This is a genomic window from Streptomyces sp. NPDC001339 (assembly GCF_042895955.1).
Lineage (GTDB): Bacteria > Actinomycetota > Actinomycetes > Streptomycetales > Streptomycetaceae > Streptomyces.
The window spans coordinates 101,707-124,991 of sequence record NZ_JBIAWT010000014.1 but is presented as its reverse complement, the minus strand read 5'-3'; the positions used below and the strand labels follow the sequence as shown (position 1 = coordinate 124,991).

Genomic DNA, 23,285 nt, shown 5'->3' with positions numbered 1-23,285 from the left:
ATCTGCGTGTGGGCTCATGATCTGCGTGTGGGCTCTTGGCCTGAGCCGCGGCCGGGGAACTCCGGCCAGGGGAGGAGGTTCCAGCCCGCGATCACATGGCGGCCGTGTTCGGTGCCCAGGACGCACAGTGCGGAGGTGTCCAGGCGGTACAGGGCGCCGTCTGCCGGGGGCTGTCCCAGCCACCGGGCCGTCAGGACGCGCAGGACGTGGCCGTGGGCGATCAGGACCACGTCCGCGTCGCGGTCCTCGTCCGGTGCGGCGGTGGCGCGGGCGAGGATCGTGTCGCAGCGTTCGCCGACCTGGGCGAGGGTTTCGCCGGGGTGGTTCCCGTCGCCGGGCGGCACACCGTCGCGCCACAGGTCCCAGCCGGGCCGGGTCTGCCGGATCTCGGCGGTGGTCAGGCCCTCGTACGCCCCGTAGTCCCACTCCATGAGCCCGGATTCCAGCCGTACGCCGGTGCCGGGCGGAAGGCTGAGCTCCGCCGTTCGTGCCGCACGCCGCAGGGGGCTGCACAGGGCCCGCGCGATGCGCCGCCGGGCGAGGAGGGGGGCCAGGGCGAGGGCCTGCCGCTCGCCCTCCTCGGTGAGGGGCGGGTCCGTGCGACCGGTGTGGCGGCCGGCTGTGCTCCATTCGGTCTCGCCGTGCCGGACCAGCAGCAGTTCACCCATGGACATCGCTTCCCGCGAGCCGGTCGGCCGGTCCGCGGCCGGCGGGCTGCCGTGGTTCCGGGCGCCGGGGCGGCGCGGGCACGGGGCGCTCGACCGGTTCGGCGGTGGTCACGGTGAGCGGTTCACTGTGGTGTTGCAGCCCCAGCGGCTCCCCCTCCAGCAGGGTGTAACGGGCCGTGGCGTTCCGGATCTCGACGCGGAGCCTGCGGCCCCTGACCAGCACGGTGAAGGCCAGCCGGGTCAGCGGCCGGGGGAGCCGGGGAGCGAAGGCGAGGCAACCGTGCGCCCCGTCCTCGTCCACGTACGGGCGCATCCCGCCGAAGCCGAGGACGAGAGCGATCCAGGTGCCGGCGAGGGAGGCGATGTGCAGGCCGTCGCGGGTGTTGTGTTCGAGGTTCTCCAGATCCATCAGCGCCGCCTCGCCCGTGTAGGCCCACGCCAGCCGCAGGTGTCCGGTCTCGGCGGCCAGGACGGCGTGCCAGCAGGCCGAGAGGGAGGAGTCGTGCACGGTCAGCTGCTCGTAGTAGGCGAAGTCGCGGGCCTTCTGCTCGGCGGTGAAGGCGTCCGGGCAGGTCAGCAGGGCGAGGACGAGATCGGCCTGTTTGACGACCTGCTTGCGGTAGAGGTCGAAGTACGGGAAGTGCAGCAGCAGCGGGTACTGCTCCGGGGCGGTGGCGTCGAAGTCCCAGTGCTGGAGGCTGGTGTAGCCGGCGGACTGCTCGTGCACCCCGAGCGTGTCGTTGTACGGCACGGCCACACGGGACGCGGCGTCCTGCCAGGAGGCCGCCTCCTCGTGGTCGACCCCCAGTTCCCGCGCCTGGTCCGGGTGGCGCAGCGCCGCGTCCGCCGCGGCCAGGAGGTTCTTGCGGGCCATCAGGTTGGTGTAGAGGTTGTCGCGGGCGATGGCGCTGTACTCGTCGGGCCCGGTGACGCCGTCGATGTGGAAGACGCCCCGCGCGTCCCGGTGGCCGAGGGAGTGCCAGAGCCGGGCGGTGTGCACCAGCAGCTCCAGCCCCGGGCCGCGGGCGAAGTCCTCGTCGCCGGTGGCGGTCACGTACCGCACCACGGCATCGGCGATATCGGCGTTGACGTGGAAGGCGGCGGTGCCGGCCGGCCAGTACGCGGAGCACTCGGCGCCGCTGATGGTGCGCCAGGGGAACGCCGCTCCGGCGAGCCCGAGCTGGCGGGCCCGCTCGATCGCCGCGGGCAGGGTGGCGTGGCGCCAGCGCAGGGCCGGGGCGACCGCGTGCGGCGCGGTGTGCGTGAGTACCGGCAGGACGTAGGACTCGGTGTCCCAGAAGGCGTGCCCGTCGTAGCCGGTGCCGGTCAGCCCCTTGGCGGGGATCGACCGGCCCTCCGCACGGGCGGCGGCCTGGAGCACGTGGAAGAGCGCGAAGCGGACGGCCAGTTGGATCTGCGCGTCGCCCTCGACCTCCACGTCCGCACCGGACCAGAAGTGGTCCAGGTACGCCCGCTGCTCGGCGAGCAGGCCGTCCCAGCCGGTGCTGTGGGCGGCGGCCACCGCGCCGTCGGCCTGGTCGCGCAGGGCGGGCAGCGACCGTTCGCCCGACCAGCCGTACGCCACGAACTTCACCAGCCGCAGCCGCCGGCCGGGGGAGAGGGAGGCGGTGACGGTCAGCCGGCTGACGTCGGGTTCGCTCTCGGACGTCCAGGTCGTGTGCTCGGGGCCCTCGACGAGGTGGTCGGCGGAGGCGGCGATCCGCTGGCCGCTGTGCCCGGTGCGGTGCACCAGGCGCAGCCGGGTGTCCTGCGCGAAGTGTTCCTCGGAGCGCAGCGGTACGTCGATCACCGCGGAGACCCGCGGATCCCCCGAGGTGTGCGGCAGCTGTTCGTTGGCGACCAGCTCGGACTGGAGGGCCACGGTGGCCGGGCCGTTCAGGGGCTCCACGACGTACTCGACGGCGGCGACGGCCCGTTGGGTGAAGGAGACCAGCCGCCGGGAGGTGATGCGGACCGTGCGGCCGGCCGGGGAGGCCCACTCCGCCGTGCGGAGCAGGACGCCGGTCCGCAGGTCCAACACCCGCTCGTGCGCGGCCAGTTCGCCGTAGCGCAGGTCATAGGGGTGGTCGTCGACCAGGAGCCGGATGATCTTCCCGTCGGTCACGTTGATGGCCGTCTGGCCCGACTCGGGATAGCCGTAGCCGGCCTCGGCGTACGGCAGCGGGTGCGTTTCGTGGACGCCGTTGAGGTACGCGCCCGGCAGTCCGTGCGGCTCGCCCTCGTCGAGGTTGCCGCGCCAGCCGATATGGCCGTTGGCGAGGGCGAACACGGACTCGCTCTGGGCGAGCACCTCCAGGCTGAGCTCGGTCTCCCGCAGGCACCAGGGCTCGGTCGCATAGCAGGGGTGGGTGATCACGGGCGCTCCTGGAGCAGGTCGGCGAGGTCGCTCACCACCACATCCGCGCCGTGCCGCCGCAGTGCGTCGGCCTGCCCGGTGCGGTCGACACCGACGACCAGCCCGAACCGGCCCGCCCGCCCGGCCTCCACGCCGGCCAGCGCGTCCTCGAACACCGCCGCCCCGCCCGGTTCGGTGCCCAGGGCGCGGGCCGCGGCCAGATAGGTGTCCGGGGCGGGTTTGCCGCGCAGCCCCTTTTCCCGCGCGGTGATCCCGTCGACGCGCTCCTCGAAGAGGTCCGCGATGCCGGCCGCCTCCAGCACCTCGCGGCAGTTGGCGCTGGACGAGACGACGGCGCACCGCAGGCCGGCGTCCCGGGCGGCCCGTACGAAGGCCACCGAGCCCTCGTACGCCTCCACGCCCCGCTCCTGGATCATGCGCAGCACCAGCGCGTTCTTGCGGGTGCCCAGGCCGTTGACGGTCTCCTGCTCCGGCCCGTCGTCCGGTGTGCCCTCGGGCAGCTCGATGCCGCGCGCGGTGAGGAAGGTACGCACTCCGTCGGCGCGGGGGCGGCCGTCCACGTAGGTGTCGTAGTCGTCGACGGCGTCGAACGGCACGAAGGCGGACCCGTCGCGCGCGGCCCGCTCCCGCAGGTAGGCGTCGAACATCGCCTTCCAGGCGGCCGCGTGCACTTTCGCGGTGCGGGTGAGGACCCCGTCGAGGTCGAACAGACAGGTGTGGACGCGGGCGGGAAGTCCCAGCATGCTCTCGACGCTAGGCCGCGCGGGCGGATCCGGTCACCGGTGAGCGCCGCGGCTGCGCCGGGCGGGTGAACCAGCGGTCCGCCCGGAGCAGCCGGGAAGCGGGCACCGGTCGTCGTCACCCCGTCGCGTCCCGGCGTGCCGCCTCCACCACTTCGCGGGCGGTCTGCGCCACTCGCTCCGGGGTGAAGCCGAACTGCTTGAGCAGGTGTTTGAGCGGAGCCGAGGCGCCGTAGGTGTGCATGCCGATGACGGCGCCGCGGTCCCCCACGTACCGCTCCCAGCCGAACGTCGACGCCTGCTCGACGCCCACGCGGGCGGTCACCGACGGCGGCAGCACCTGCTCGTGGTACTCCCGCTCCTGGCGGTCGAACAGCTCCCAGCACGGCATGCTCACCACCCGCGCCCCGATGCCGTCGCCGGCCAGCTCCTCCCGCGCCGACAGCGCCAGGGACACCTCGGACCCGGTGGCGAGCAGAATCACGTCCGGTACGCCGCCGTCGGGCGCGTCGGCCAGCACATAGGCGCCCCGGGCCACACCGGACGCCGGGGCGAACCGCGAGCGGTCGAGGGTGGGCAGTGCCTGCCGGGACAGGACGAGCGCCGCCGGTTCGTGGTGGAGCCGGGCCACCGCCCGCCAGGTCTCCGTCACCTCATTGGCGTCGGCCGGGCGGAACACCAGCAACCCCGGCATCGCGCGCAGCCCGGCGAGCTGCTCGACGGGCTGGTGGGTCGGTCCGTCCTCGCCGACGCCGATGGAGTCGTGGGTGAAGATATGGATCGACGGGATCTCCATCAGCGCGGAGAGCCGGATGGCCGCCTTGGCGTAGTCGGAGAAGATCAAAAATCCCGACCAGTAGGGGCGCAGCTTGGTCAGTGCCATGCCGTTGGCCACCGCGGCCGAGGCGTGCTCCCGCACGCCCAGGCGCAGGTTGCGGCCGGACGGGGTGGCCGCCTGGAAGTCCCCGGCGCCGTCGAACTCCAGCAGGGTCTTCGTCGACGGTGCCAGGTCCGCCGAACCGCCCACCAGCCAGGGCACCCGCCGGGCGAGGGCGTTCAGCACCTGCCCGGAGGACTCCCGGGTGGCCAGTCCCTTCTCGTCGGCCGGGAACTCGGGCAGCTCGGCGTCCCAGCCCTCGGGCAGCTCCCGGCGCTGAATGCGCGCCAGCTCCTCGGCGAACGCGGGGTAGGCACGCCGGTAGGCGTCGAACAGCTCCACCCAGCCGTCGCGCAGCTCCCCGCCCCGCGCGCCGATGCCCCGCGCGAAGTGCTCCGGTACCCCCTCGGGCACATGGAAGTTCTGGTCCTCCGGCAGGCCGAGGAAGCGTTTGGCCGCCCGTACGCCCTCGGGCCCGAGCGGCGACCCGTGCGCCTTCGGGGTGTCCTCGACGGGCGAGCCGTAGCCGATGTGGCTGTGCACCACCACCAGCGTGGGACGCTCGGTCTCCGCCCGGAACGAGTGGAGGGCGCGCCCCACGGCGTCGAGGTCGTTGGCGTCGGCGACCGTGACCACGTTCCAGCCGTACGCCAGGAAGCGCGCCGCCACGTCCTCGGTGAACGTGATGTCGGTGTACCCCTCGATGGTGATCCGGTTGGAGTCGTAGATCCAGCACAGGTTGGCCAGTTGCAGGTGCCCGGCCAGCGAGGCGGCCTCCGCCGAGACGCCCTCCATCATGCAGCCGTCCCCGGCGAGCGCGTACACGTCGTAGTCGAAGAGAGTGAAGCCGGGCTGGTTGTAGCGCGCGGCCAGCCAGCGCCCCGCGATCGCCATTCCCACGGACGTGGCGACTCCCTGGCCCAGCGGCCCGGTGGTGGTCTCCACCCCACTGGTCCAGCGGTACTCCGGGTGCCCCGGGCACTTGGAATCGAGCTGGCGGAACGTCTTCAGGTCCTCAAGTGTCACCGCCGGGCGGCCCAGCACCTCGTAGTCCGGGTCGACCGCACGTACTCCGGTCAGGTACAGCAGGGACCACAGCAGCGCCGAGGCATGCCCCTCGGAGAGGACGAACCGGTCGCGGTTCAGCCAGATCGTGTCCTGCGGGTCGAACCGCAGGAACCTCTGCCAGAGCGTGTAGGCGACGGCCGCGATCCCCATCGGGGTGCCCGGATGCCCGGAGTTCGCCTGCTCGACGGCGTCGATGCACAGGCCACGCAGGGTGTTCACCGCAAGGGTGTCGAGTGAGTCCGGCTCCGTCATCCTCCCAGTACACGGCAGGAGCGGAGGGCACGCATCTCCACGCGATCAGCCGTGCGGCACGGGAGCAGAGCGGTACGGGAGCCGTGCCGCACGGGATCGGCGTTCAGCGGACGAAGGAGACCTCCGGGTAATCGCGCGAGGGGCCGTCCAGCAAGTGGCTCTTCCGGTCGCGCAGGTGCTTGTCGAAGAAGGCCGCGACGTAGGTGCGCTGGACCTCGATGGAGCGGTTGGGGTCGATCGTGCCGAGTGCCTGCTGCATTGCTTCCGGGGTCATCCCGAATGCGCCCGGTGCCTGGGGGAACAGGACCTGGTTGTCGACGAAGGAGTTGTGCCCGGAGCCGCGCAGCTTCAGGTCGAGCCGCTCTCCGTGCAGGTTCTTCCACAGCCGCTGCCAGCTCTGGTCGCTGTTGCGGTTGTGGTGCTCGGAACTGAACAGCATGAAGGGTCGGTCGAGCGGCTTGTCGGCCGACGATCCGAAGAGCTGGCCGTCCAGGTTCACACCGGCGTCGATCCTGGAGTCCGCGTGCATGGCAGCGGCCACCGATCCTCCGCCGAGGGAAGCGCCGAACATCCCGATGTGCTTCGTGCTCACGGCGTCGGTCAAGCCGTGGGGGAGCGGCTTGTGTTCCACGTCGGGGTTGTGGCCGCGTGCGATCTTGGCCAGCTGGTCGATGACGAAGTGGCTGTCCGCCGCCCGGACGTCGATCAGGTCGCGCGATTTGGTGCCTGGCGGCAGCATGCTCAGCTCATGCCGCCCGTCGGGGAACATCACGTCGCCGGTGTCGTGTGTGTGGTCCATGGTGACGACCAGGTAGCCACGGCTGGCCAGGTCCTGAGCCAGTGCCGTGCCCGTCCCCCGGTTCCCCCGCCCGCCGGGCGAGTACAGCAGCACCGGCAGCTTGCCGGCCTTGGCGTCAACCGGGGCGCCGGTGTGCCCGGCGGTGACGGGCAGGGTCACCCCACCCGGCAGCACCTGCTGGCTGTTGGGGAGAAGCGCGGCGGGGTAGCGGGAGGTGTGCGTGGCCGGGTACCACAGCGAGACCATCAGCTCGCGCTGCTGTCCGGGCACCCATGGGTCCATGCGTTTCGAGTCGCGCAGGTGGAGGTCCACCGTTCCGACGCGATGGCGGCCGGTCGGGGCGGGGAGGGTCAGCTGGCCCGGCACGGGCGCCGGGGCCGGGGTCGCCGCGGGGGCGGGAGCCGGAGCCGCCGGGGCGGGAGCCGGAGCCGCCGGAGCGGGAGCCGGGGCCGCCACCGGGGCCGGGTTTGCCGCCCGCTTCGGGGCCGGCGCCTTGTCCGGGGTGGCTGCCTTGTCCGGGTGTGCCGCCTTGTCCGGGGGTGCCGCCCTGTCTGGGGTTGCCGCCCTGTCTGGGGTCGCCGCCTTGTCCGGGGTTGCTGCCGCCTTGTCGGCGGGCGCCGCGGCATCCCGTGCCGCCGCGGTCGTCACGGGCCGGCCGGCGGTCTTCTCCGCGGCGGTGGCCGGCGCGACTCCGGCGCCGAGGGCGAGAGTCAGCAATCCTGTGGTGCCGGCGATCCGGGTGCGCACATGGCTCTGTCGCCTTCGTGCGTGTCGCCCTCGTACGTGTTTCATGGGCAGCCCCCTCCACGGCGGTGATCGCCACGTGGCCAGCGATCGGCTGCCGGTCATCGTATAGGCAGTTTGCCATGGCCAAGCCAACCCCCCTGACCGTGCGGGGATTTATCCCTCGGCGATTGCGTGCCCAAACGGGATAGGTGCGGGAGAAATGCCCTGGAATGATGGGCGAAGCTTCCCGCCGGTTTTACTGAGCGTTTTTGTTACGCAGCAGTTCGTGAACTCCAGGATCTTCGGGAACTTCGGGAACTCCTGAGCCCCGCCCACCGCCTCCCACCTCGCTAACTACCCCAAAGCGGCTGTGAATTCCTGGAGAATGGGTAGATTTCGGGATGACCTTCAACGTCCCGCGACTGTGTGTCACGCAGTGCATACGAACCCGCTGCGGAGAGGGATGGAAAGACGTAAGCAACTTCCCCCAAGGGTGAGTTGAGCGCAGTTCCGCATGGGACGGTATAAAGGGCGCAGCACGAACGGACTTGTGATTATCCTGTGCTCGCCGTATTGATACTGGTCGAGTTGCACACGGTTGTCGCACGGCCCTCACTCCCCCCACATGCCGAGAGGACGCTGCCCTGCCCGCTGTTGCCCGCGCGCCCCGTCCGCACCGCATCCGACGCCGTGCCGACATGCCTCTGCTCGGCGGCGTCCGCCCGCCGATCGCCGCACTGCTCTGCGCTCTGCTGGTAGTTGCCGCGTTCACCGCACTCGGTCTCGGCGCCGTTCACGAACAGACCGTCCCCCAGGCCCTGCGCGACGCCGAGCGCCGGATCGCCGAAGACGCCGCCGACTCGGTCGCGACCTCCCTCGCCGCACGAGCCACGGCGGTGCGCCGCTCCGCGGCGTCGGACGCGCCGGCCGGCACCCGTGATCCGATGGCGCTGCTGCGCTCCCTCCTCCCGGCCGGGCACCCCGCGGGGGGCGGTGTGCTGCTCGACCCGCGCACCGGCAAACCACTGGCGGCCAGTGGCGAAAAGGTGCCGCTGACCGGGGTGGACGCGGCGGCGTTGGTACGGACCGGGGCCGCGGACATCGCGCCTCGGCTGGCCCTTTCCGGCGCCGGTGAACCGCGGCTCCTGCTCTTCGCCCGGGTGGCCGTCCCGGCTCCGGGCCGCAAGCAGGACGAGAACCACGACCAGGCAGGCGACCTGAAAGGGGAGCAGGGAGCTGGTGAGCGCGAACTCCTGCTCGTCGTCTCGGAGAAGGTCGCCGCTCCAGCGGTGTACGGAGCGGGGCGCACCGGTCAACTGGCGGACCGGAACGGAAAGGCGCTCGCCGCCGCCACCGCCGCCACCGCGGACGGAACGCCCCAGGCGCCCCCTGCCGCCCCCCTCGCTCTGCCGACTGCTGCGGCGAACGCGGCGAATGCCAGGAACACTGAGAATGTCACGAATGCCGCGGACGCCGGTCTCCCCGCCGGCGAGGTCTCGGGCAGCGAGCTCGGTGACGGTCGCCACGGGCTGCGCAGGATCACGGGGTGGGCATCGGTCGCCGCGGCTGACGGCAAGGACGGCGACACCTCCGGCCTGGGGCTGACCGTCCTCACGGCGCGGGATGTGCCTCCGGCGAAGGAGGGGGCCGACCATACGCGGTTCGCCCTCGTGGCCGCGGGGACGCTGGTGATGATCGCCCTGCTGGTCACCCTGGTGCTGTGGAGCAGCATGCAGCAACCGCTGTTGCGGCTGCACCTGTCCGCCGCCAGGCTGGCCAGGGGAGTCGGTGAAACGCCCCTGGACCGGGAGGAGTTGGCGCGACCGGTGCCGGTCTTCGCGTTCGGCGAGCCCGGCAGGGTCGGCCGGGCGCTGGAGTCGATACGCCGCCAACTTCTCGGCGAGAGGGGACCGGAGCCCGCACGGCCGGTGGGCCGCCGCCCCGGTGCCCGCGCTCTGGTCCTCGTCTGCGCACTCGTGATCGCCGCATGGGGGGTGCCGCTGCTGTTCCTGCTCAACCGCGTACCGGCGGCCGAGGCCGTACCGGCGGCCGCCGTCGCCGACCAGCAGGCACGCACCGAGGCCGCCGCCGACCGGGTGCGGCGGTCCCTCGCCCGGAGCTCCACCGACCTCGCGGCCGTGGCGTCGGCCCTCGCCGGTGCGCCGCGCGAGCGGGCGACGGAGGTCCTGCGGCGCGAACAAGCCGACCACCCCACGTTCCGGTCGCTGTACGTGCTGGACCACACCGGAGCCATCGTGCAGCGGGTGGGCAAGCAGCCCCTGCGCACCCTCGCTCAGGCGCCGACCGGCGGCGGGATCACCCAGGTCAACACATCGGGCACGATCCCCGCGATAGCCGCCTACGCCCAGATCCCGGCCAACGGGAAGGCGGGACAGGCCGGGAAGGCGGGGAAGGCGGGGAAGGTCACGAAGGCCGAGGACGCCAAGGACGCCGATCCGGCCGCAGTCGTCGCCGAGATCGGTGTGAACGCGTTGAACTCCCAGGTCGCGCGGCCGGGGCTCGGCAATGTGTGGCTGACCGACGACCACTACCGGGTGCTCGCGGCGAGCGTCGGCTTTGAGGCCTTCCAGGCGCTTCCCCACCGGAGCCTCACCCGCCTGGCGGCCAGGACCGAGGCAGCACCTGGCGGCGCGGGCGGCCCGGCAGCGACATCGGCCGTACTGCACGCCGGGAACACGCCGGGCGAGGGCCCGTCCGTAGCGGCCGCAGTGCCCCTGGCGCAGCGGGGGCCGGTCGCCGGACTCGGCTGGCGGGTGGTCTCCGCCGAGCCTGCCGCAGCGCTCAAACTGGCGGCCTACCAAGTGCAGGCGCGCACCATACTGGCCGGTCTGCTCGCCCTGTCCGTGGGCGTCGGGTGCCTGACCTGGCTGCACATCGTGGTGGTCAGGCCGCTGCGCGCCGTCACCGGATGCGCGGAGCGGCTGGCCGGCGGTGACCGCCGCACCGTGCTGTACCCCGTCCACCACGATGAGTGCGGCTCGGTCACCCGCAGTCTGGAACTGCTCCGGCAGGCGCTGGCGGAGCGGGACCGCGGCGGCGGAAGAGCCGACGAGGCCGCCGCCTCTGCCCGTGCCCCTGCTCCTGCCTCCGCCTCTGCCTCCGCCCCATCGTTCCGCAGCGGCGGACCGCCGCAGCAGTGAAGGACCAGAAGGATCAACTGACGTGCTTTTCCTCTACGTTGTGCTGCTGGTGAGCTGCGCGGTGCTGCTGGTCGCCGGTGTGCTGGAGCAGCGGCGGCACTACGCCGCGCTGGCGCAGATCCCCACCCGGGTGCTGGTGAACGGCATTCGCGGCAAGAGCTCGATCACGCGGCTGTGCGCGGGTGCGCTGCGCGGCGGTGGTCTGGCCACCGTGGCCAAGACCACCGGCACCGCCGCCCGGTTCATCCACCCGGACGCCACCGAGGAGCCGGTGTACCGGAAGCTGGGTATCGCCAATGTCGTCGAGCAGATCGGCATCGTCCGGCGCGCGGCGGCGTACCGGCCGGACGCGCTGGTGATCGAGTGCATGGCGGTGATGCCCGCACTTCAGGAGATCAACCAGGAGAAGCTGATCCGCTCCACCATCGGCGTGCTGTGCAATGTGCGCGAGGACCATCTCGCCGAGATGGGGCCGACGCTGGACGATGTGGCCCGCTCGCTGTCCCGGTCGATGCCGGTCGGCGGGGTCTGTGTCACCGCCGAGCGGGAGCGGCTGCACATCCTCAAGGAGGAGGCGGACAAACGGAGGTGCCGCCTGATCGTGGTGGATCCGGAGTCGGTCACGGATGAGGAGCTGCGCGGGTTCAGCTGGTTCACCTTCAAGGAGAACGTCGCCATCGCGCTGGCGGTGGCCGAACTGCTCGGTGTGGACCGGGCCACCGCACTGCGCGGGATGTGGGGCGCACCGCCGGACCCCGGTGTGCTCTCCGTCGAGCGTTACCGCACACCGGACGGCAGACGGCTGCGCTTCGCCAACGTCTTCGCCGCCAACGACCCCGAGTCGACGCTGATGAACGTCCGTCAGCTGGAGGAGCTCGGGGCGATCCGCCGCCCGCTGAACGTGGTCATCAACTGCCGCCCGGACCGGGTCGAACGCAATGGCCAGATGGGAGCGATCGTCGCCGACCTGGCCCCGGAGAAGGTCCTGCTCATCGGGCATCCGACCAAGAGCGCCCGCGACGGCATCCGGCCGGACTGGGCGTCGGGCCGGGTGGTGGACCTGGGCGGCGACCGGCGCGACGCGCAGGAGCTGACCCACGCCATCCTCGCCGAACTGGGCCCGGACTCCTCGCTCGTGGCCATCGGCAATATCCACGGCCAGGGCGAGCTGTTCCTGGAGCACCTCGGCAAGCTGCCCGCCGACGACACCGACGACACCGACGAGCCGCTCGGGGTCGCGCACCCGCCCGAGCCGCAGCCGTACAGCTGGGTGGCGCCGCTGAACAGCCCCAGGCCCCGCCCGCACCTCCCGAGTCCGAGCCCGAGTCCGAGCCCCGCCGCCGTCCATGCCGCCGCCCCTGCCGACGTCCCGTACCGGCCGACAAGGAACCCGCTGTGATCCCCGTCAATGTCACTCCGCAGACCATCGCGCTGGGGATAGCCCTCGGCCTGGTCTTCTCGCTGGTCTGCTATCTGACCACCAACCTCTCTCCCGGCGGCATGATCACCCCCGGCTGGCTGGCGCTCACCCTCGTCACCGATGTGGTCCGCGCCGCGATGGTGATCGGCATCACGGCGCTCACCTTCCTCGCGACCAAGGTCCTTCAGCGCCATGTGATCCTTTATGGGAAGCGGCTGTTCGCCGCCGTGGTGCTGTCCGCGGTGGTGCTCCAGACCACGGTGCTGCTCGCGCTCCAGCACGAGTTCCCGCTCCTCTACACCGCTCAGACCCTCGGCTTCATCGTGCCCGGCCTCATCGCCTACCAGTTGGTCCGCCAACCGCTGGCCGCCACGGTGATCTCCACCACGGCGGTGACCCTCGGCACGTACGTCGTGCTCGTCGCCGGGCTGCTGCTGGGGGCGCTGCCCGTCGGCTGAGCCCATCAGCTGAGCCCCACTGCTGATCTCGCCGTACCCTCCGCGTCCGACTCCAGCCCGACGTCCCCTGGGAGACTCCGCCATGGCCACCACCGCCCTCGCCCGGGGCCCCGTCGACCGTCGCCGCCGACGCGGCACAGGTCTGCGACAACAGGACTACAGCCGCCGGGAGTTGTACGCCATCCTGGCGATCCTGGCAGCCGCCGTGGTGCTCTACGGCTGGGGTATCGACCGTGCCGGGGTGCACCCGTACTACAGCTCGGCCGCGCGGTCGATGGCGGCCGACTGGCACGCCTTCGTCTTCGGCGGGCTCGACCCGAGCGGCTCGGTCACCGTGGACAAGATCCCCGGTGCCCTGTGGCCGCAGGCCCTCTCCCTCAGGCTCTTCGGGCCGTACAACTGGGCGGCGGTGCTGCCGCAGGTACTGGAGGGTGTACTGGCCGTCTGGGCGCTGCACCGGATCGTCCGTGCCTGGGCCGGCGTATGGGCGGGGCTGCTCGCCGCGCTGGTCCTCACCTTCACCCCGGTCACCGTCGCGCTCGACCGGCACACCATCCCCGACACCCTGCTCGTCCTGCTTCTCGTCCTCGCCGCGGGATCGCTGCAGAAGGCCGTCACCACCGGGAGACTGCTGCCGCTGCTCCTCTGCGCGATGTGGGTGGGGCTTGCCTTCCAGGCCAAGATGCTCCAGGCATGGCTCGTCCTGCCGGTCTTCGCCGCGGTGTACCAACTGGCGGCGCCCGGCTCCCGGTGGGACCGGGCCTGGCGGCTGCTGCTCGCCGGGACCACCGCCCTCGCCGTCTCCTGCTCCTGGCTGCTGCTGGTATGGGCCACCCCCGCCCCGAACCGTCCCTACATCGACGCGACCACCAACAACAACCCCTTCACCCTGGTCTTCGGCTACAACGGGCTCAGCCGCTTCGGCGACGACCCGAACGCGCTGGGCGCCGTCGCCGGGACGGCCGCCAGCCGCACCACCGACAACACCGGCTGGACCATGCTGGTCAACCAGGACCTGGGCCCGCAGATCGCCTGGCTCCTGCCGCTCGCCGTACTGGCCCTGGCACTGGGCGTGTGGTGGCGCGCCGGACAACCGCGCACCGACGGCCGGCGGGCGGGCTTCCTCCTCTGGGGAGGCTGGCTGGCGGTGCATGTCGTGGTCTTCAGCAACTCCAACGGCAACCACGGCTACTACACCACCGTACTGGCCCCGGCCCTCGCCGCGCTGACCGGCGCCGGAGTCACCCTCTTCTGGACCGAGTACCGCGCCGGCGGTGCCGGTGGCGGTCGACGAGCCGCGCTGCCGGTCGCCATCGCCCTCACGTCGCTGTGGGCCGCGGCCATCGAAGTACGGCACCGCGACTTCGCGCCCTGGCTGCTGCCGGTGGTGCTGATGCTCGGTCTGTGCGGGACCGTCGGCCTGTGCACCCGCGGACCGCGCACCACGCGACGGGCGGTGCAAGGTGCCCTGGCGGCCTCCCTGGTGTCCATCCTGCTAGCCCCGGCGGTCTGGGCGGCCTCCTGCCTGGACCCGCGGTACGGCGGCTCACCGATGTCGCCGCTGGCCGGGCCCGTCGGCCCCGACTACCGCGGCAAGCGCCACCACCGGGTCACGTTCCCACGCTTCCCCTTGAGCAGCCCATCCGTCCGCGACGCCGCCCTGCTCAAGTACCTTTCCGCGCACCGCTCCGGGGAGAAGTACCTGCTCGCCACGCAAGCCGCCTACGGCGCCGAGCCCCTGCTCCGCGCCACCTCCCAGCCCATCCTGGTCATGGGCGGCTTCACCGGCCTGACCCCCTATCCGGCCGTACCACAGCTCACCGACCTGGTCGCCACCCACCAACTGCGCTACGCCCTGCTGACCACGCGCCGCCCCGCCACACCGGCATCCTCCTGGGTGAAGCGAAACTGCACGCGCATCCCGCCACGCGCCTACAGCCGCATCTCGGACGGCAGCTACACCCTCTACGACTGCGCCCGACGCGCCGACTGAGGTCTCACGTGGACTCCAGCTGAGGTCTCACGTGGACTCCAGGAGCTCTGCCACCCCCGCAACGGCCTGCGGACTGACGGGAATCCCGAAGATCTCCGTCAGCACTCCGTGCAACTCGCCCGCCTCTATGGTGCGTTCGGTGCGGGAACCGTCCGGCCGCAGGGTGGTCCACGCCGTCCCGTCGAGCACATGGTGGTGCGTGGCGCTGAACCGCTGGATGTAGGGGCGTTGGATGAACGGCGACTTGGCGTGGGTGGAGACGAAGTGGCTGCCGACCGCGTAGTCGATGGGGTATTGGGGGTTGAGGGTGAAGGAGTAGCGGTCCTGCCATCCCTGTGGTCCGCGCTCGTGAAGCCACCACTCGTGGGAGCCGAGGGCTGAGGAGCGCCGTTCCATCGTGAAGTCCCAGCCCTCCACGGACAGTTCGGCTCCGTGGATGACGGGGATGGGGGCGAGCGGGCCGCGGCCGAAGCCGACGTCGCTCAGCCAGAGCCGGTCGTCGTCCGCCGCCGTGACGGCCAGCATCGCGTGGGTGGCGGGACGGAGCCTGCCGGCGCCCTCGGTGACGCGGCCGTGCACTCCGGTGAACTCGAAGCCCAGCCGTTCCAGGGCGGCGGCGAACAGGGTCACGTGCTCATAGCAGTAGCCCCCGCGCCGCTCGCGCACCAGCTTGTCCTGCACGGCGTCCACGTGCAGTGCTATCGGCACGCCGAGCAGGGGATCGAGGTTCTCGAACGGGATCGAGGTGACATGCGCGCGCTGGAGTCCGCGGAGCGCCTCCAGAGTCGGGGCGCGGTCACCTTCGTAGCCGATGCGGTCCAGGTAGGCGTCCAGGTCGAGCTCGTCGCCACTCCATCCGTAGGCGGGGTCGGCATGGAGGGTGTGAGGGGTCAAGGGGGTATGGGGGATGTCGTTCATGGCGTTGTCCTTGCATTGCATCGCATTGTCCTGCGTGTGAGGCAGCCGACGAAGGGATCTGCCCAGGAATGTGCTCAAGGCTGCGGCCGGCACCAAGCCATGGCAATTTTCGTTGCCGTTTCCGGGACGGGGACGGGCTACTTGCCGGAGCGGGGTTTGGCGCGTACGTGCATGCGCTCGCCCTGGCGGCCGAAGAGGCTGAGGATCTCCACGGGGCCGTCGCCGGTGCTGCCGAACCAGTGCGGCAGGCGGGTGTCGAACTCGGCGACCTCGCCCGGGCCCAGGATCAGATCGTGGTCGGCCAGTACCAGGCGCAGACGTCCGGCCAGGACGTAGAGCCACTCGTAGCCCTCGTGGGTGCAGGGATCGGGCGTGTGGCGCGTTGCCGGAATGACCGTCTTGTACGGCTGCAGCGGGCCCGGGTGCTGGGTCAGCGCGAGCACAGTGTTGCCGTTCACCTTCTTGGGGGTGAGACGGATACGCGGATCGCCGACTTCGGGGGCACCGACCAGTTCGTCCAGGGGCACCTGATGGGCCTGGGCGATGGGGAGCAGGAGCTCCAGACTGGGCCGGCGCTGCCCGGACTCCAGGCGGGACAGGGTGCTCTTGGAGATGCCGGTGGCCTCGGACAGCGCCGACAGAGTCACCCCGCGCTCGGTGCGCAGTCGCTTGAGGCGGGGGCCGACGTCGGCGAGGGCCTGGGTGATGGCGGGGGAGTGCTCCATGCCCCCATTCCACCGTGCCCGTCCCGATATCGGCAACAAAGGTTGTCGTAGGTGGGTCGTGGTCGCAGCCTGAGACACCGACCCCCGGGCCCGGTTCAGCCGGCCAGGGCGCAGTCCCCGCACTTGGTGCCCACTGGTGAGCGGTAGAAGAGGCAGCAACTGCGGCGACGGAACGTCAGGTCGGGGCCGGTGAGGTGTCCGGTGCCGGCCAGCCGGCCGGTGGCGAGCAGGCTGGTGGTGAGTTCGGTGAGCGGGCCGCGCAGATCCGGGCGGGCGGCCAGGAGTGTACGGGCCGCCTCCACGAGCGCGGACGCGGCGTTTCCGTCCAGGAGCCGGGGAGCGACCTTGACCCGCAGTCCCGCGGCCAGCGCCGCCAGGTGGCGGGGCACCACCTGCTCGTACAGCACCGCGGCGAGGTGTGGCCTCCGGTCGGCGTACCAGCCGGCGGGGACGGGCAGCCGTAGCGCCGGGCCGTCGTCCGCCCGGTGCAGTACGGACAGATCGGGCACGACACCGTGGATGAGCGTGCAGGCCAGGAGGGGGGACCACAGGCGCGCCGCGTGCCCGAGCTGTGCGATGGAGGCACCGATGCGCAGTTCGCGGGTGCGGTACCGCTCGGCGATGGCCTCGGCCCGGTCGGCGAAGCCCAGGGCGTAGGCGTCGTCGACCGAGTGCCAGCCCGCCTCCGGTCCGCCCAGGGGAAGGGTGAAGAAGCCGCCGAGAGCCGCCACGTCCGCAAGGGCCGCCGCGACGACTTCCGCCGGTGCCTCGGGAAGGGCAGGGCACAGGGCAGTGGACATGGTGAGTTCGCTCTCCTCGCACAGTGCGGTCCGTCCGGGGGCGACGCAGGCACCACGCACCTTTTCACCCCTCTTCTCACTCCTCGCTCGACGAAACGTACTATCGCCTGGTCAACACCGCGACGGGAGACAGGAAGCCGGTGCGATTCCGGCACGGTCCCGCCACTGTGACCGGGGAGTGCACCCCTCCGACAGGCCACTGCGCGCGGCGCGGGAAGGCCGGGGGAACGTCGATCCGGGAGTCAGGACACTGGCCTGTCGCGGGCTCGTTCCGAGGAGCGCGGACTCCCCAGGAGGCTCTACACGTGTACGACGGCACGCCCCGTCCCCTTCCCTCTTCTCCCTCTCTCCCTTCTCTCTCCGCTCCCCACCGGCGCTTCCGGCGGGCCGCGGCCCTGACCGCCGTCCTGTCGGCGATGCTGTTGGCCGGCTGCGGTACGACGAAGGGCGCCGTCGGTGACGGGAATTCCTCGGCCCGCTCGGCCTCACCAGCCTCACCGGCGAAAGGCTTCCCGGTCACGATCGACAACTGCGGTACGCGCACGACGTACCGCAAACCGCCCTCACGGGTGGTCACCATCCATCAGCACCCTGCCGAGCTGATGCTGGCACTCGGGCTCAAGGACCGGATGGTGGGTACCGCCTACCCCGACTCGGCCGTCCTGCCCGAACTGAAGAAGGACTTCGAGGCCGTACCGGAGCTCGCGAAGAAGGAACCATCGTTCGAGACGGTCCTGAATGCCGAGCCGGACTTCGTCTACGGGGGCTACGGCAGCGCGTTCGCCGAGAAGACGGGGCGTTCCCGGAAGGCGTTCGCCGACGCCGGTATCGACACCTACCTCAACCGTGAGTCCTGCGGGAAGAAGAAGCAGGTGTCCGTGGCGGACGACTACGACGAGATCCGGACCATCGGCAGGATCTTCGGTGTACCGGAGCGGGCCGAGAAGCTGGTCGGCGACCTCCGGGCGCGGGTCGGCCGGACCACCGAGGCGGTCAAGGGCGCACCCGCCGTGCCCGTGTTCGTCTACGACAGCGGTGACAAGTCGGCGTACACCGCGGGCGGCAAGGGCCTCGGCACCGAGATCATCCGGCTGGCCGGCGGACGGAACGTGTTCGCGGACCTCGACGGCGTCTTCGGTGACGTGTCCTGGGAGCAGGTCGTCGCCCGTAAGCCGGAGGTGATCGCGATCTACGATTACGCCGGAACCGGAAGCGTCGAGCAGAAGAAGGAGTTCCTGCTCTCGCAGCCCGCCCTTGCCGATGTTCCCGCCGTGAAGAACAAGCGGTTCGTCGTGCTGCCGCTGACCGACACCGTGCTCGGCGTCCGCCCGCCGTACGCGGTGGAGAAGCTGGCCAAGGAGCTGCACCCGGAGAGGCTCCGGTGACGGCCGCCTCCGCCAAGGCCTCCGTCAAGGCCGCCGCCCCCGCCAGGGCCGCTGCCTCCCCTGCCCCCTCCCACGCCGCCACCGTCCGGAGCACCGGCCCTGAGCGCCGGCCACGCCGGTGGTCCTTCCTCGCCGCCCTCGCCCTGCTCGCCGTCCTGCTGCTGGCGTCCGTCACGGCGGGTCTGGCCATCGGCTCGGTGCATGTGCCACCCGGTGAGGTGTGGGGCATCGTGACGCACGCGCTGGGCGCCGACTGGGGCGACTGGACGGAGCCGGTCCGGTCCCGGGCGCGCGAGACGATCGTGCTGGACGTTCGGGCCCCGCGCGTGCTGCTCGGGGCGGTGACGGGCGCCGGACTCGCGGTGGTGGGCACGGCGATGCAGGCGCTGGTGCGCAACCCGCTCGCGGAGCCCTACCTGCTCGGCGTCTCCTCGGGCGCGTCCCTGGGCGCCGTCGTGGTGATCGTCTTCGGCGTGAGCCTGTTCGGCGCCGTGTCGCTGTCGGCCGCCGCGTTCGCCGGCGCTCTGGTGACCCTGCTGCTCGTGTACGCCACGGCCCGCGCGGGCGGGCGCATCACCTCCGTGCGGCTGGTGCTGTCGGGGGTGGCGGTCGCGTCCGTCCTCACCGCGGTGATGGACCTGCTGTTGCTGACCGCCGACCGGGGCAACCAGGCGCGCGAGGTCCTCTCCTGGACCCTCGGCGGTCTCGGCGGTGTGCAGTGGGGCACGCTGTGGCTGCCGGGCGCGGCGCTGCTGCTCGGCATCGTCGTCCTGCTGGTCCAGGCCAGGTCGCTGAACCTGCTGCTCGCGGGCGAGGAGGCCGCCACGACGATGGGGCTGGACGTGGCACGGTTCCGGGCCCGTATGTTCGTCCTGCTCTCCCTCGTCACCGGGGTGCTGGTGGCGGCGGCGGGACCGATCGGCTTCGTCGGCCTGATGCTGCCGCACATCGTGCGCCTCTTCGTGGGCGGCGACCACCGCCGTGTGCTGCCCGCGGCCGCGCTGGCCGGAGCGGTGTTCCTGATCTGGGCCGATATCGCGGCGCGTACCGTCGCCGCCCCCATGGAGATCCCCGTCGGCGTACTGACGGCCCTGTGCGGCGGGCCGTTCTTCCTGTGGCTGATGCGCCGGGACGCCCGGCGGAACACCGACCGAGGAGTGGCATGACCTCGACCACGACCGCCACCGAACTCGCCGTGGAAGGCGTCACGCTCACCGCCGGCGCGCGCCACCTGGTGCGAGAGGTGTCACTGACCGCCCGACCCGGCGAGGTGGTCGGCCTGGTCGGCCCCAACGGCAGCGGCAAGTCCAGTCTTCTGCGTGCCGTCTACCGCGTGCTGCGCCCCGATGCCGGGTGCGTACGCGTGGACGGCACCGACGCCTGGTCCCTGCCGGTGCGGCGGCTGGCCCGCACCCTGGCCGCCGTCGTACAGGACCCGGGTGCAGACCTCGATCTGACCGTGCGGCAAGTCGTCGCCCTGGGCCGTACCCCGCACAAGCGGCTGCTCGACGGCGACACCGCCGAGGACGCCCGGCTCATCGAGTCGGCACTGGAGTCGGTGGACGCGGCCGGCCTGGCGGACCGGCCCTTCGACCGGCTCTCCGGGGGCGAGCGCCAGCGCGTGCTCATCGCGCGTGCCCTGGCCCAGCAGCCCTCGCTGCTGGTCCTCGACGAACCGACCAACCACCTGGACATCCGGCACCAGTTGGAGGTCCTCGGCGTCCTGCGGCAGCTGCCGGCCACGTCCCTGGTCGCGCTGCACGACCTGAACCTCGCCGCGTACTACTGCGACCGCCTCTACGTCCTGCACGACGGCGAGGTGACCGCGTCGGGCACACCGGCCGAGGTGCTCACCCCGCAGCTCCTGGCCGAGGTGTACGGCGTGGCGGCCGAGGTGGCCATCCACCCGCGCACGGGCGCACCCCAGGTGACCTTTCTCCCGGGGGAACCCCCTGAGCCGGGCGGCACAGCGGGCTCTTCCGCGCGGTCCACGGACCGACGTCCGTGACCGTGAGGGTGAACGAGCGGGTCCGGCCGGGCTGTGCCGGCCGGACCGGACCGTGCCTCGTGTCCCCCGATCACGAGGCAGCTTACGAGGCGGCTCGACGACGGCCGTCAGGGTCGTACCAGACGACGCCGTCACCACCGTCGTGGCCGATGGTCTGCGCCATGACATTGCCTTCCTGCCAGTACTTGGGGTGCTGTTGGAGGAAGCCGGGGATGGACTGGAGCGAGGTGGCGTCGCACGCCAGGTCCGTGCGGATGCAGTAGCGCTGTACGGGGACGCCGTCGAACTTCGCCGGGCCGGCGCCCGTTGACGTGAATCCCAGGGCGCTCCAGCCCTTCGGAACCTTGGCCCAGATGCCGGTGCCGGGCTGCATGGGGTCGGCGTAGAGCTTGCCGTCCACCTGAGAGCGGGGTATGGCGGTGCCGCCGTTGGCGATGGTCTGGAGCACCTGGTCGGCCACCTGCGCGCCTTGGGAGTAGCCGACGATCGTGAAGCGGGCGCCGGGGTCGCGGCGGTAGGTCTCCTCGGCGGTGGCCAGCAGCCGGCGGTACCCCTCGCGCACGCTGGCGTCGTAGCTGGGTGCGGTGGGATCCGGGGCGTTGTGGCCGTTGAGCCAGGGGCCGGCGCTCGCCGGATAGCAGACCGGCACCGGGATGCCACCGTTGAGGTGCTTGTTGGCTATCGCGTAGGTGGAGGTGCAGTCGGGTGCGGGCGCCGCCGAGCCCGTGCCACCGACCTCCAGGTAGTAGTGGTGCACCGAATCGGCGTGGGCGGTGATGGGCGCGACGGTGGTGAGAGCCACCATGGCTGCTGCCGTCGCACCGGCAGCACCGATCGCCCTTTTCCCTCTGCGGACCAGGGTCATCGCTCTGTTTCTCCTCGACGAGTTGAGGTAGTGCATAGATGGGGAAGTGCACGGATGGGGCAGTGCACAGGTGAGGCAATGCACAACTGCTGTGCTCGACTGTGACGTTAGGAAAGGTCAGTGGAATTATGATGAACTGGCGATGAGTGCGCTGGTGGCGCCCGGTCCGAACCCCCACGGTGATGCGGACCGGGGACACACGACTGTGATGCGGCCTCAGGCTCCTTGCGAGCGCGTGCCGTCCGCGCGGAGAAGCTCGACAATGGCGCGGAAGACGAAGAGATTCGGGATTTCGGACTCCGTCGGCCCCAGGTTGTGCCAATTCCCGTCGATATTGAGCCTGATGGCCCCCTTCCTGATGTCGGTCTGCCGCACCTGCGGCCACCGCGCGGACACCTCTCCGCATCCGACGTTCACCCTCGTCAGCCAGATGTCCCCGAAGGTGAGGCGCTCGCCGTTGTCGAGTGCTGCCAGTGCCCGGGGCAGTTGGGCACGGGTGACGGCCCGCCGGATCTCGGTCCCCCAGACCTCCGCGTCGCTCTCCTCCGGCCTGACGTGGAGCACGACCCGCCTTCCTTCGATATCGGTGATCGTGTAGGAGGTGGCGTGGCGGACGGTGGCGGTGGTGTCGTAGCGAACGACGTGGATCCGCCCCTTGGCGGCGATCGTCATCCCGTGCTCGTACAGGTCCAGTCGCACGTCCGCGGTCCTCTTCGCCGCGGGAAGCCGGCCGTACCAGACGGGGGAGGCCAGCAGGCCCCGGATTCTCCGCATTCCCCGGACCGGCACGGCACGTACGCGGAGTGTGTGCGCGGCTCTCGCGTAGGTGGCCCGCCGCTTGCCGAGGCGCGCACGGCCGGCCGCCGCGGAGATCCTCGCCAGCAGCAGCTCCTCACCGCGCGTACGCGGCGTCGGACGGGTCACGACGTGGTGCGGGGACGGACGGGGCCGACATCGCACCCACGCAGGATCATCTGGTGGGCCCGCCGCAGTATCTGGCCCGGAGGCACCCCCAGTTCGTCGGCCAGGCGGCGGCGGGTGCGGTCGAACACGGTCAGTGCGTCGGCCTGCCGGCCGCTGCGGTACAGCGCCCGCATCAGCATCGCGGCGACCGGTTCGTTCAGGGGCTGCGCCACGGCCAGGGCCCACAGCTCGGCGATCGCCTCGGAGTGCCGGCCCAGCTGGAGCTGCCAGTCCAGCTTCCGCTGCGCCAGGGTGATGCGGCGCTCGGTGAGCCGCAGCCGTTCCAGTTCGGCGCACGGCCCGGGGAGGCCGGCCAGCGGCTCCCCGCAGAACAGGTCCAGGGCCTGGGAGCAGGCGCGTACCGCCTCGGCCAGTTCGCCGGCCCGCCCCGCGGTCCCGGCGGCGGTGACCAGTTCCTCCATGCGCCCCACGTCCACCGTGACCGCGCCGGGGACCAGCCGGTAGCCGCACCGGTCGCGCTGGATGACCGAGTCCGGACCGTCCCCGATGCGCAGGTTCTTGCGCAGCCGGTAGACGTACACCGGCACCACATTCGTGATCGGCTGCTCCATCCCCCACACTCCGTCGCGCAGTTCCTGCTGGCTGACGGTCCGGTGCGAGCACAGCGCCAGCGCCGCCAGTACGGCCTGCTGCCGGAGGTGCCCCAGGTCCACCGGCTGCCCGTCGCGCCAGGCGCGCAGCTGTCCGAGTACCGAGATGCGCAACCGGGGTGTGTGCGCCGGGCGGGCAGCGGTCCGCGGCACCGGCCCCGCTGCCTGCCTGCGGGGGCCGTGGCCGGGGACGACCAGCCCGCAGTCGAAGGCGTGGACGATGGCGGCCGCCCGGTCGCGCAGCCCGAGTTTGGCGCGGATCCCCGCGAGGTGTCCGGCAACGGCGTGCTGGGGGATGGCGAGGGAGGAGGCGATCTCCGCGTCTCTCAGGCCGCAGCCGACGGCGTAGAGCACGTCGCGCTCCTGATGCGTGAGCGTGCTGGGGATCGGCTGGCCGGTGGTGGTGGTCGTCGGCATCGCGGTTCTCCGGGCTCCTGACTGGTCGGTCTGGCGGATGCCGTCGACACTGGC

General features: G+C 71.7%; 18 protein-coding genes and 1 riboswitch. Of the genes, 7 read left to right on the top strand and 11 right to left on the bottom strand.

Features of this window, described 5'->3' with window-relative positions; translation table 11 throughout:
• Positions 1-14: 14 nt before the first annotated feature.
• The 5 genes from ACFY12_RS31630 to ACFY12_RS31610 form a co-directional block, all read right to left on the bottom strand.
• The gene (locus tag ACFY12_RS31630; protein WP_390719375.1) at positions 15-668 is read right to left on the bottom strand and encodes a histidine phosphatase family protein; all 654 of its coding nucleotides are present in this window, start codon (positions 666-668) and stop codon (positions 15-17) included.
• Positions 661-3,045, bottom strand: a complete 2,385-nt coding sequence (locus ACFY12_RS31625) for a glycoside hydrolase family 65 protein (RefSeq protein ID WP_390719374.1) — start codon at positions 3,043-3,045, stop codon at positions 661-663. The genes ACFY12_RS31630 and ACFY12_RS31625 overlap by 8 nt, the downstream gene beginning before the upstream one ends.
• Complete coding sequence (locus tag ACFY12_RS31620) at positions 3,042-3,788, bottom strand: HAD family hydrolase (protein ID WP_390719373.1); 747 nt, start codon at positions 3,786-3,788, stop codon at positions 3,042-3,044. The genes ACFY12_RS31625 and ACFY12_RS31620 overlap by 4 nt, the downstream gene beginning before the upstream one ends.
• A 115-nt stretch (positions 3,789-3,903) precedes the next feature.
• The gene (gene tkt / locus ACFY12_RS31615) at positions 3,904-5,982 is read right to left on the bottom strand and encodes a transketolase (protein ID WP_390719372.1); all 2,079 of its coding nucleotides are present in this window, start codon (positions 5,980-5,982) and stop codon (positions 3,904-3,906) included.
• Positions 5,983-6,085: 103 nt separating this feature from the next.
• Positions 6,086-7,528, bottom strand: a complete 1,443-nt coding sequence (locus ACFY12_RS31610) for an alpha/beta hydrolase family protein (protein ID WP_390719371.1) — start codon at positions 7,526-7,528, stop codon at positions 6,086-6,088.
• A gap of 677 nt (positions 7,529-8,205) precedes the next feature.
• On the opposite strand from ACFY12_RS31610, the gene ACFY12_RS31605 reads away from it, so the two are divergent.
• The 4 genes from ACFY12_RS31605 (at position 8,206) to ACFY12_RS31590 (ending at position 14,539) form a co-directional block, all read left to right on the top strand.
• Entirely contained in the window at positions 8,206-10,668 is a 2,463-nt protein-coding gene (locus ACFY12_RS31605; protein ID WP_390719370.1) for a HAMP domain-containing protein, read from the top strand.
• Positions 10,669-10,690: 22 nt separating this feature from the next.
• The gene (pgsB, locus tag ACFY12_RS31600; protein ID WP_390719369.1) at positions 10,691-12,067 is read left to right on the top strand and encodes a poly-gamma-glutamate synthase PgsB; all 1,377 of its coding nucleotides are present in this window, start codon (positions 10,691-10,693) and stop codon (positions 12,065-12,067) included.
• Positions 12,064-12,546: a poly-gamma-glutamate biosynthesis protein PgsC/CapC gene (locus ACFY12_RS31595; RefSeq protein ID WP_390719368.1), complete on the top strand. Its 483-nt coding sequence runs from the start codon at positions 12,064-12,066 to the stop codon at positions 12,544-12,546. Before pgsB ends, ACFY12_RS31595 begins: the two co-directional genes overlap by 4 nt.
• A gap of 82 nt (positions 12,547-12,628) precedes the next feature.
• Positions 12,629-14,539 carry an ArnT family glycosyltransferase gene (locus tag ACFY12_RS31590; RefSeq protein ID WP_390719367.1) on the top strand — a complete coding sequence of 637 codons (1,911 nt, stop codon included), beginning with the start codon at positions 12,629-12,631 and terminating at the stop codon, positions 14,537-14,539.
• A gap of 27 nt (positions 14,540-14,566) precedes the next feature.
• Here the strand turns inward: ACFY12_RS31590 and ACFY12_RS31585 are convergent, their stop codons facing one another.
• The 3 genes from ACFY12_RS31585 to ACFY12_RS31575 all read right to left on the bottom strand — a co-directional run bounded on the left by ACFY12_RS31585 (position 14,567) and on the right by ACFY12_RS31575 (position 16,982).
• The gene (locus tag ACFY12_RS31585; protein ID WP_390719366.1) at positions 14,567-15,457 is read right to left on the bottom strand and encodes an arylamine N-acetyltransferase; all 891 of its coding nucleotides are present in this window, start codon (positions 15,455-15,457) and stop codon (positions 14,567-14,569) included.
• 137 nt (positions 15,458-15,594) lie between these two features.
• Positions 15,595-16,182, bottom strand: coding sequence for a helix-turn-helix domain-containing protein (locus ACFY12_RS31580; RefSeq protein WP_390719365.1), 588 nt, complete (start codon positions 16,180-16,182; stop codon positions 15,595-15,597).
• A 95-nt stretch (positions 16,183-16,277) separates the two neighbouring features.
• On the bottom strand, positions 16,278-16,982 hold the full coding sequence (locus tag ACFY12_RS31575) for a (2Fe-2S)-binding protein (protein ID WP_390719364.1): 705 nt from the start codon (positions 16,980-16,982) through the stop codon (positions 16,278-16,280).
• 91 nt (positions 16,983-17,073) lie between these two features.
• Positions 17,074-17,256: riboswitch (cobalamin riboswitch) on the top strand.
• Positions 17,257-17,287: 31 nt separating this feature from the next.
• Here ACFY12_RS31575 and ACFY12_RS31570 point away from each other — a divergent pair.
• From ACFY12_RS31570 to ACFY12_RS31560, 3 genes are read left to right on the top strand one after another with little or no spacing between them, the layout of a single operon-like run.
• Positions 17,288-18,367, top strand: coding sequence for an ABC transporter substrate-binding protein (locus ACFY12_RS31570; RefSeq protein WP_390719363.1), 1,080 nt, complete (start codon positions 17,288-17,290; stop codon positions 18,365-18,367).
• Positions 18,364-19,533 (top strand): FecCD family ABC transporter permease, encoded by a 1,170-nt coding sequence (locus ACFY12_RS31565; protein ID WP_390719362.1) that lies wholly within the window; start codon positions 18,364-18,366, stop codon positions 19,531-19,533. Before ACFY12_RS31570 ends, ACFY12_RS31565 begins: the two co-directional genes overlap by 4 nt.
• The gene (locus ACFY12_RS31560) at positions 19,530-20,375 is read left to right on the top strand and encodes an ABC transporter ATP-binding protein (protein ID WP_390719361.1); all 846 of its coding nucleotides are present in this window, start codon (positions 19,530-19,532) and stop codon (positions 20,373-20,375) included. The genes ACFY12_RS31565 and ACFY12_RS31560 overlap by 4 nt, the downstream gene beginning before the upstream one ends.
• A gap of 82 nt (positions 20,376-20,457) precedes the next feature.
• Here ACFY12_RS31560 and ACFY12_RS31555 read toward each other — a convergent pair whose 3' ends face one another.
• From ACFY12_RS31555 to ACFY12_RS31545, 3 genes are all read right to left on the bottom strand, one after another.
• Positions 20,458-21,240, bottom strand: a complete 783-nt coding sequence (locus tag ACFY12_RS31555; protein ID WP_390719360.1) for a PE-PPE domain-containing protein — start codon at positions 21,238-21,240, stop codon at positions 20,458-20,460.
• 216 nt (positions 21,241-21,456) lie between these two features.
• Complete coding sequence (locus tag ACFY12_RS31550; RefSeq protein WP_390719359.1) at positions 21,457-22,164, bottom strand: DUF6585 family protein; 708 nt, start codon at positions 22,162-22,164, stop codon at positions 21,457-21,459.
• Positions 22,161-23,231, bottom strand: coding sequence for a BTAD domain-containing putative transcriptional regulator (locus tag ACFY12_RS31545; protein WP_390719358.1), 1,071 nt, complete (start codon positions 23,229-23,231; stop codon positions 22,161-22,163). Before ACFY12_RS31545 ends, ACFY12_RS31550 begins: the two co-directional genes overlap by 4 nt.
• Positions 23,232-23,285: the final 54 nt, after the last annotated feature.

Coding starts and splice junctions, on each gene's coding strand:
- ACFY12_RS31630 (WP_390719375.1), bottom strand. CDS start 668: ATGGGTGAACTGCTGCTGGTCCGGCACGGCGAGACCGAATGGAGCACA.
- ACFY12_RS31620 (WP_390719373.1), bottom strand. CDS start 3,788: ATGCTGGGACTTCCCGCCCGCGTCCACACCTGTCTGTTCGACCTCGAC.
- tkt (WP_390719372.1), bottom strand. CDS start 5,982: ATGACGGAGCCGGACTCACTCGACACCCTTGCGGTGAACACCCTGCGT.
- ACFY12_RS31605 (WP_390719370.1), top strand. CDS start 8,206: ATGCCTCTGCTCGGCGGCGTCCGCCCGCCGATCGCCGCACTGCTCTGC.
- ACFY12_RS31590 (WP_390719367.1), top strand. CDS start 12,629: ATGGCCACCACCGCCCTCGCCCGGGGCCCCGTCGACCGTCGCCGCCGA.
- ACFY12_RS31585 (WP_390719366.1), bottom strand. CDS start 15,457: ATGAACGACATCCCCCATACCCCCTTGACCCCTCACACCCTCCATGCC.
- ACFY12_RS31580 (WP_390719365.1), bottom strand. CDS start 16,182: ATGGAGCACTCCCCCGCCATCACCCAGGCCCTCGCCGACGTCGGCCCC.
- ACFY12_RS31575 (WP_390719364.1), bottom strand. CDS start 16,982: ATGTCCACTGCCCTGTGCCCTGCCCTTCCCGAGGCACCGGCGGAAGTC.
- ACFY12_RS31560 (WP_390719361.1), top strand. CDS start 19,530: ATGACCTCGACCACGACCGCCACCGAACTCGCCGTGGAAGGCGTCACG.
- ACFY12_RS31555 (WP_390719360.1), bottom strand. CDS start 21,240: ATGACCCTGGTCCGCAGAGGGAAAAGGGCGATCGGTGCTGCCGGTGCG.
- ACFY12_RS31545 (WP_390719358.1), bottom strand. CDS start 23,231: ATGCCGACGACCACCACCACCGGCCAGCCGATCCCCAGCACGCTCACG.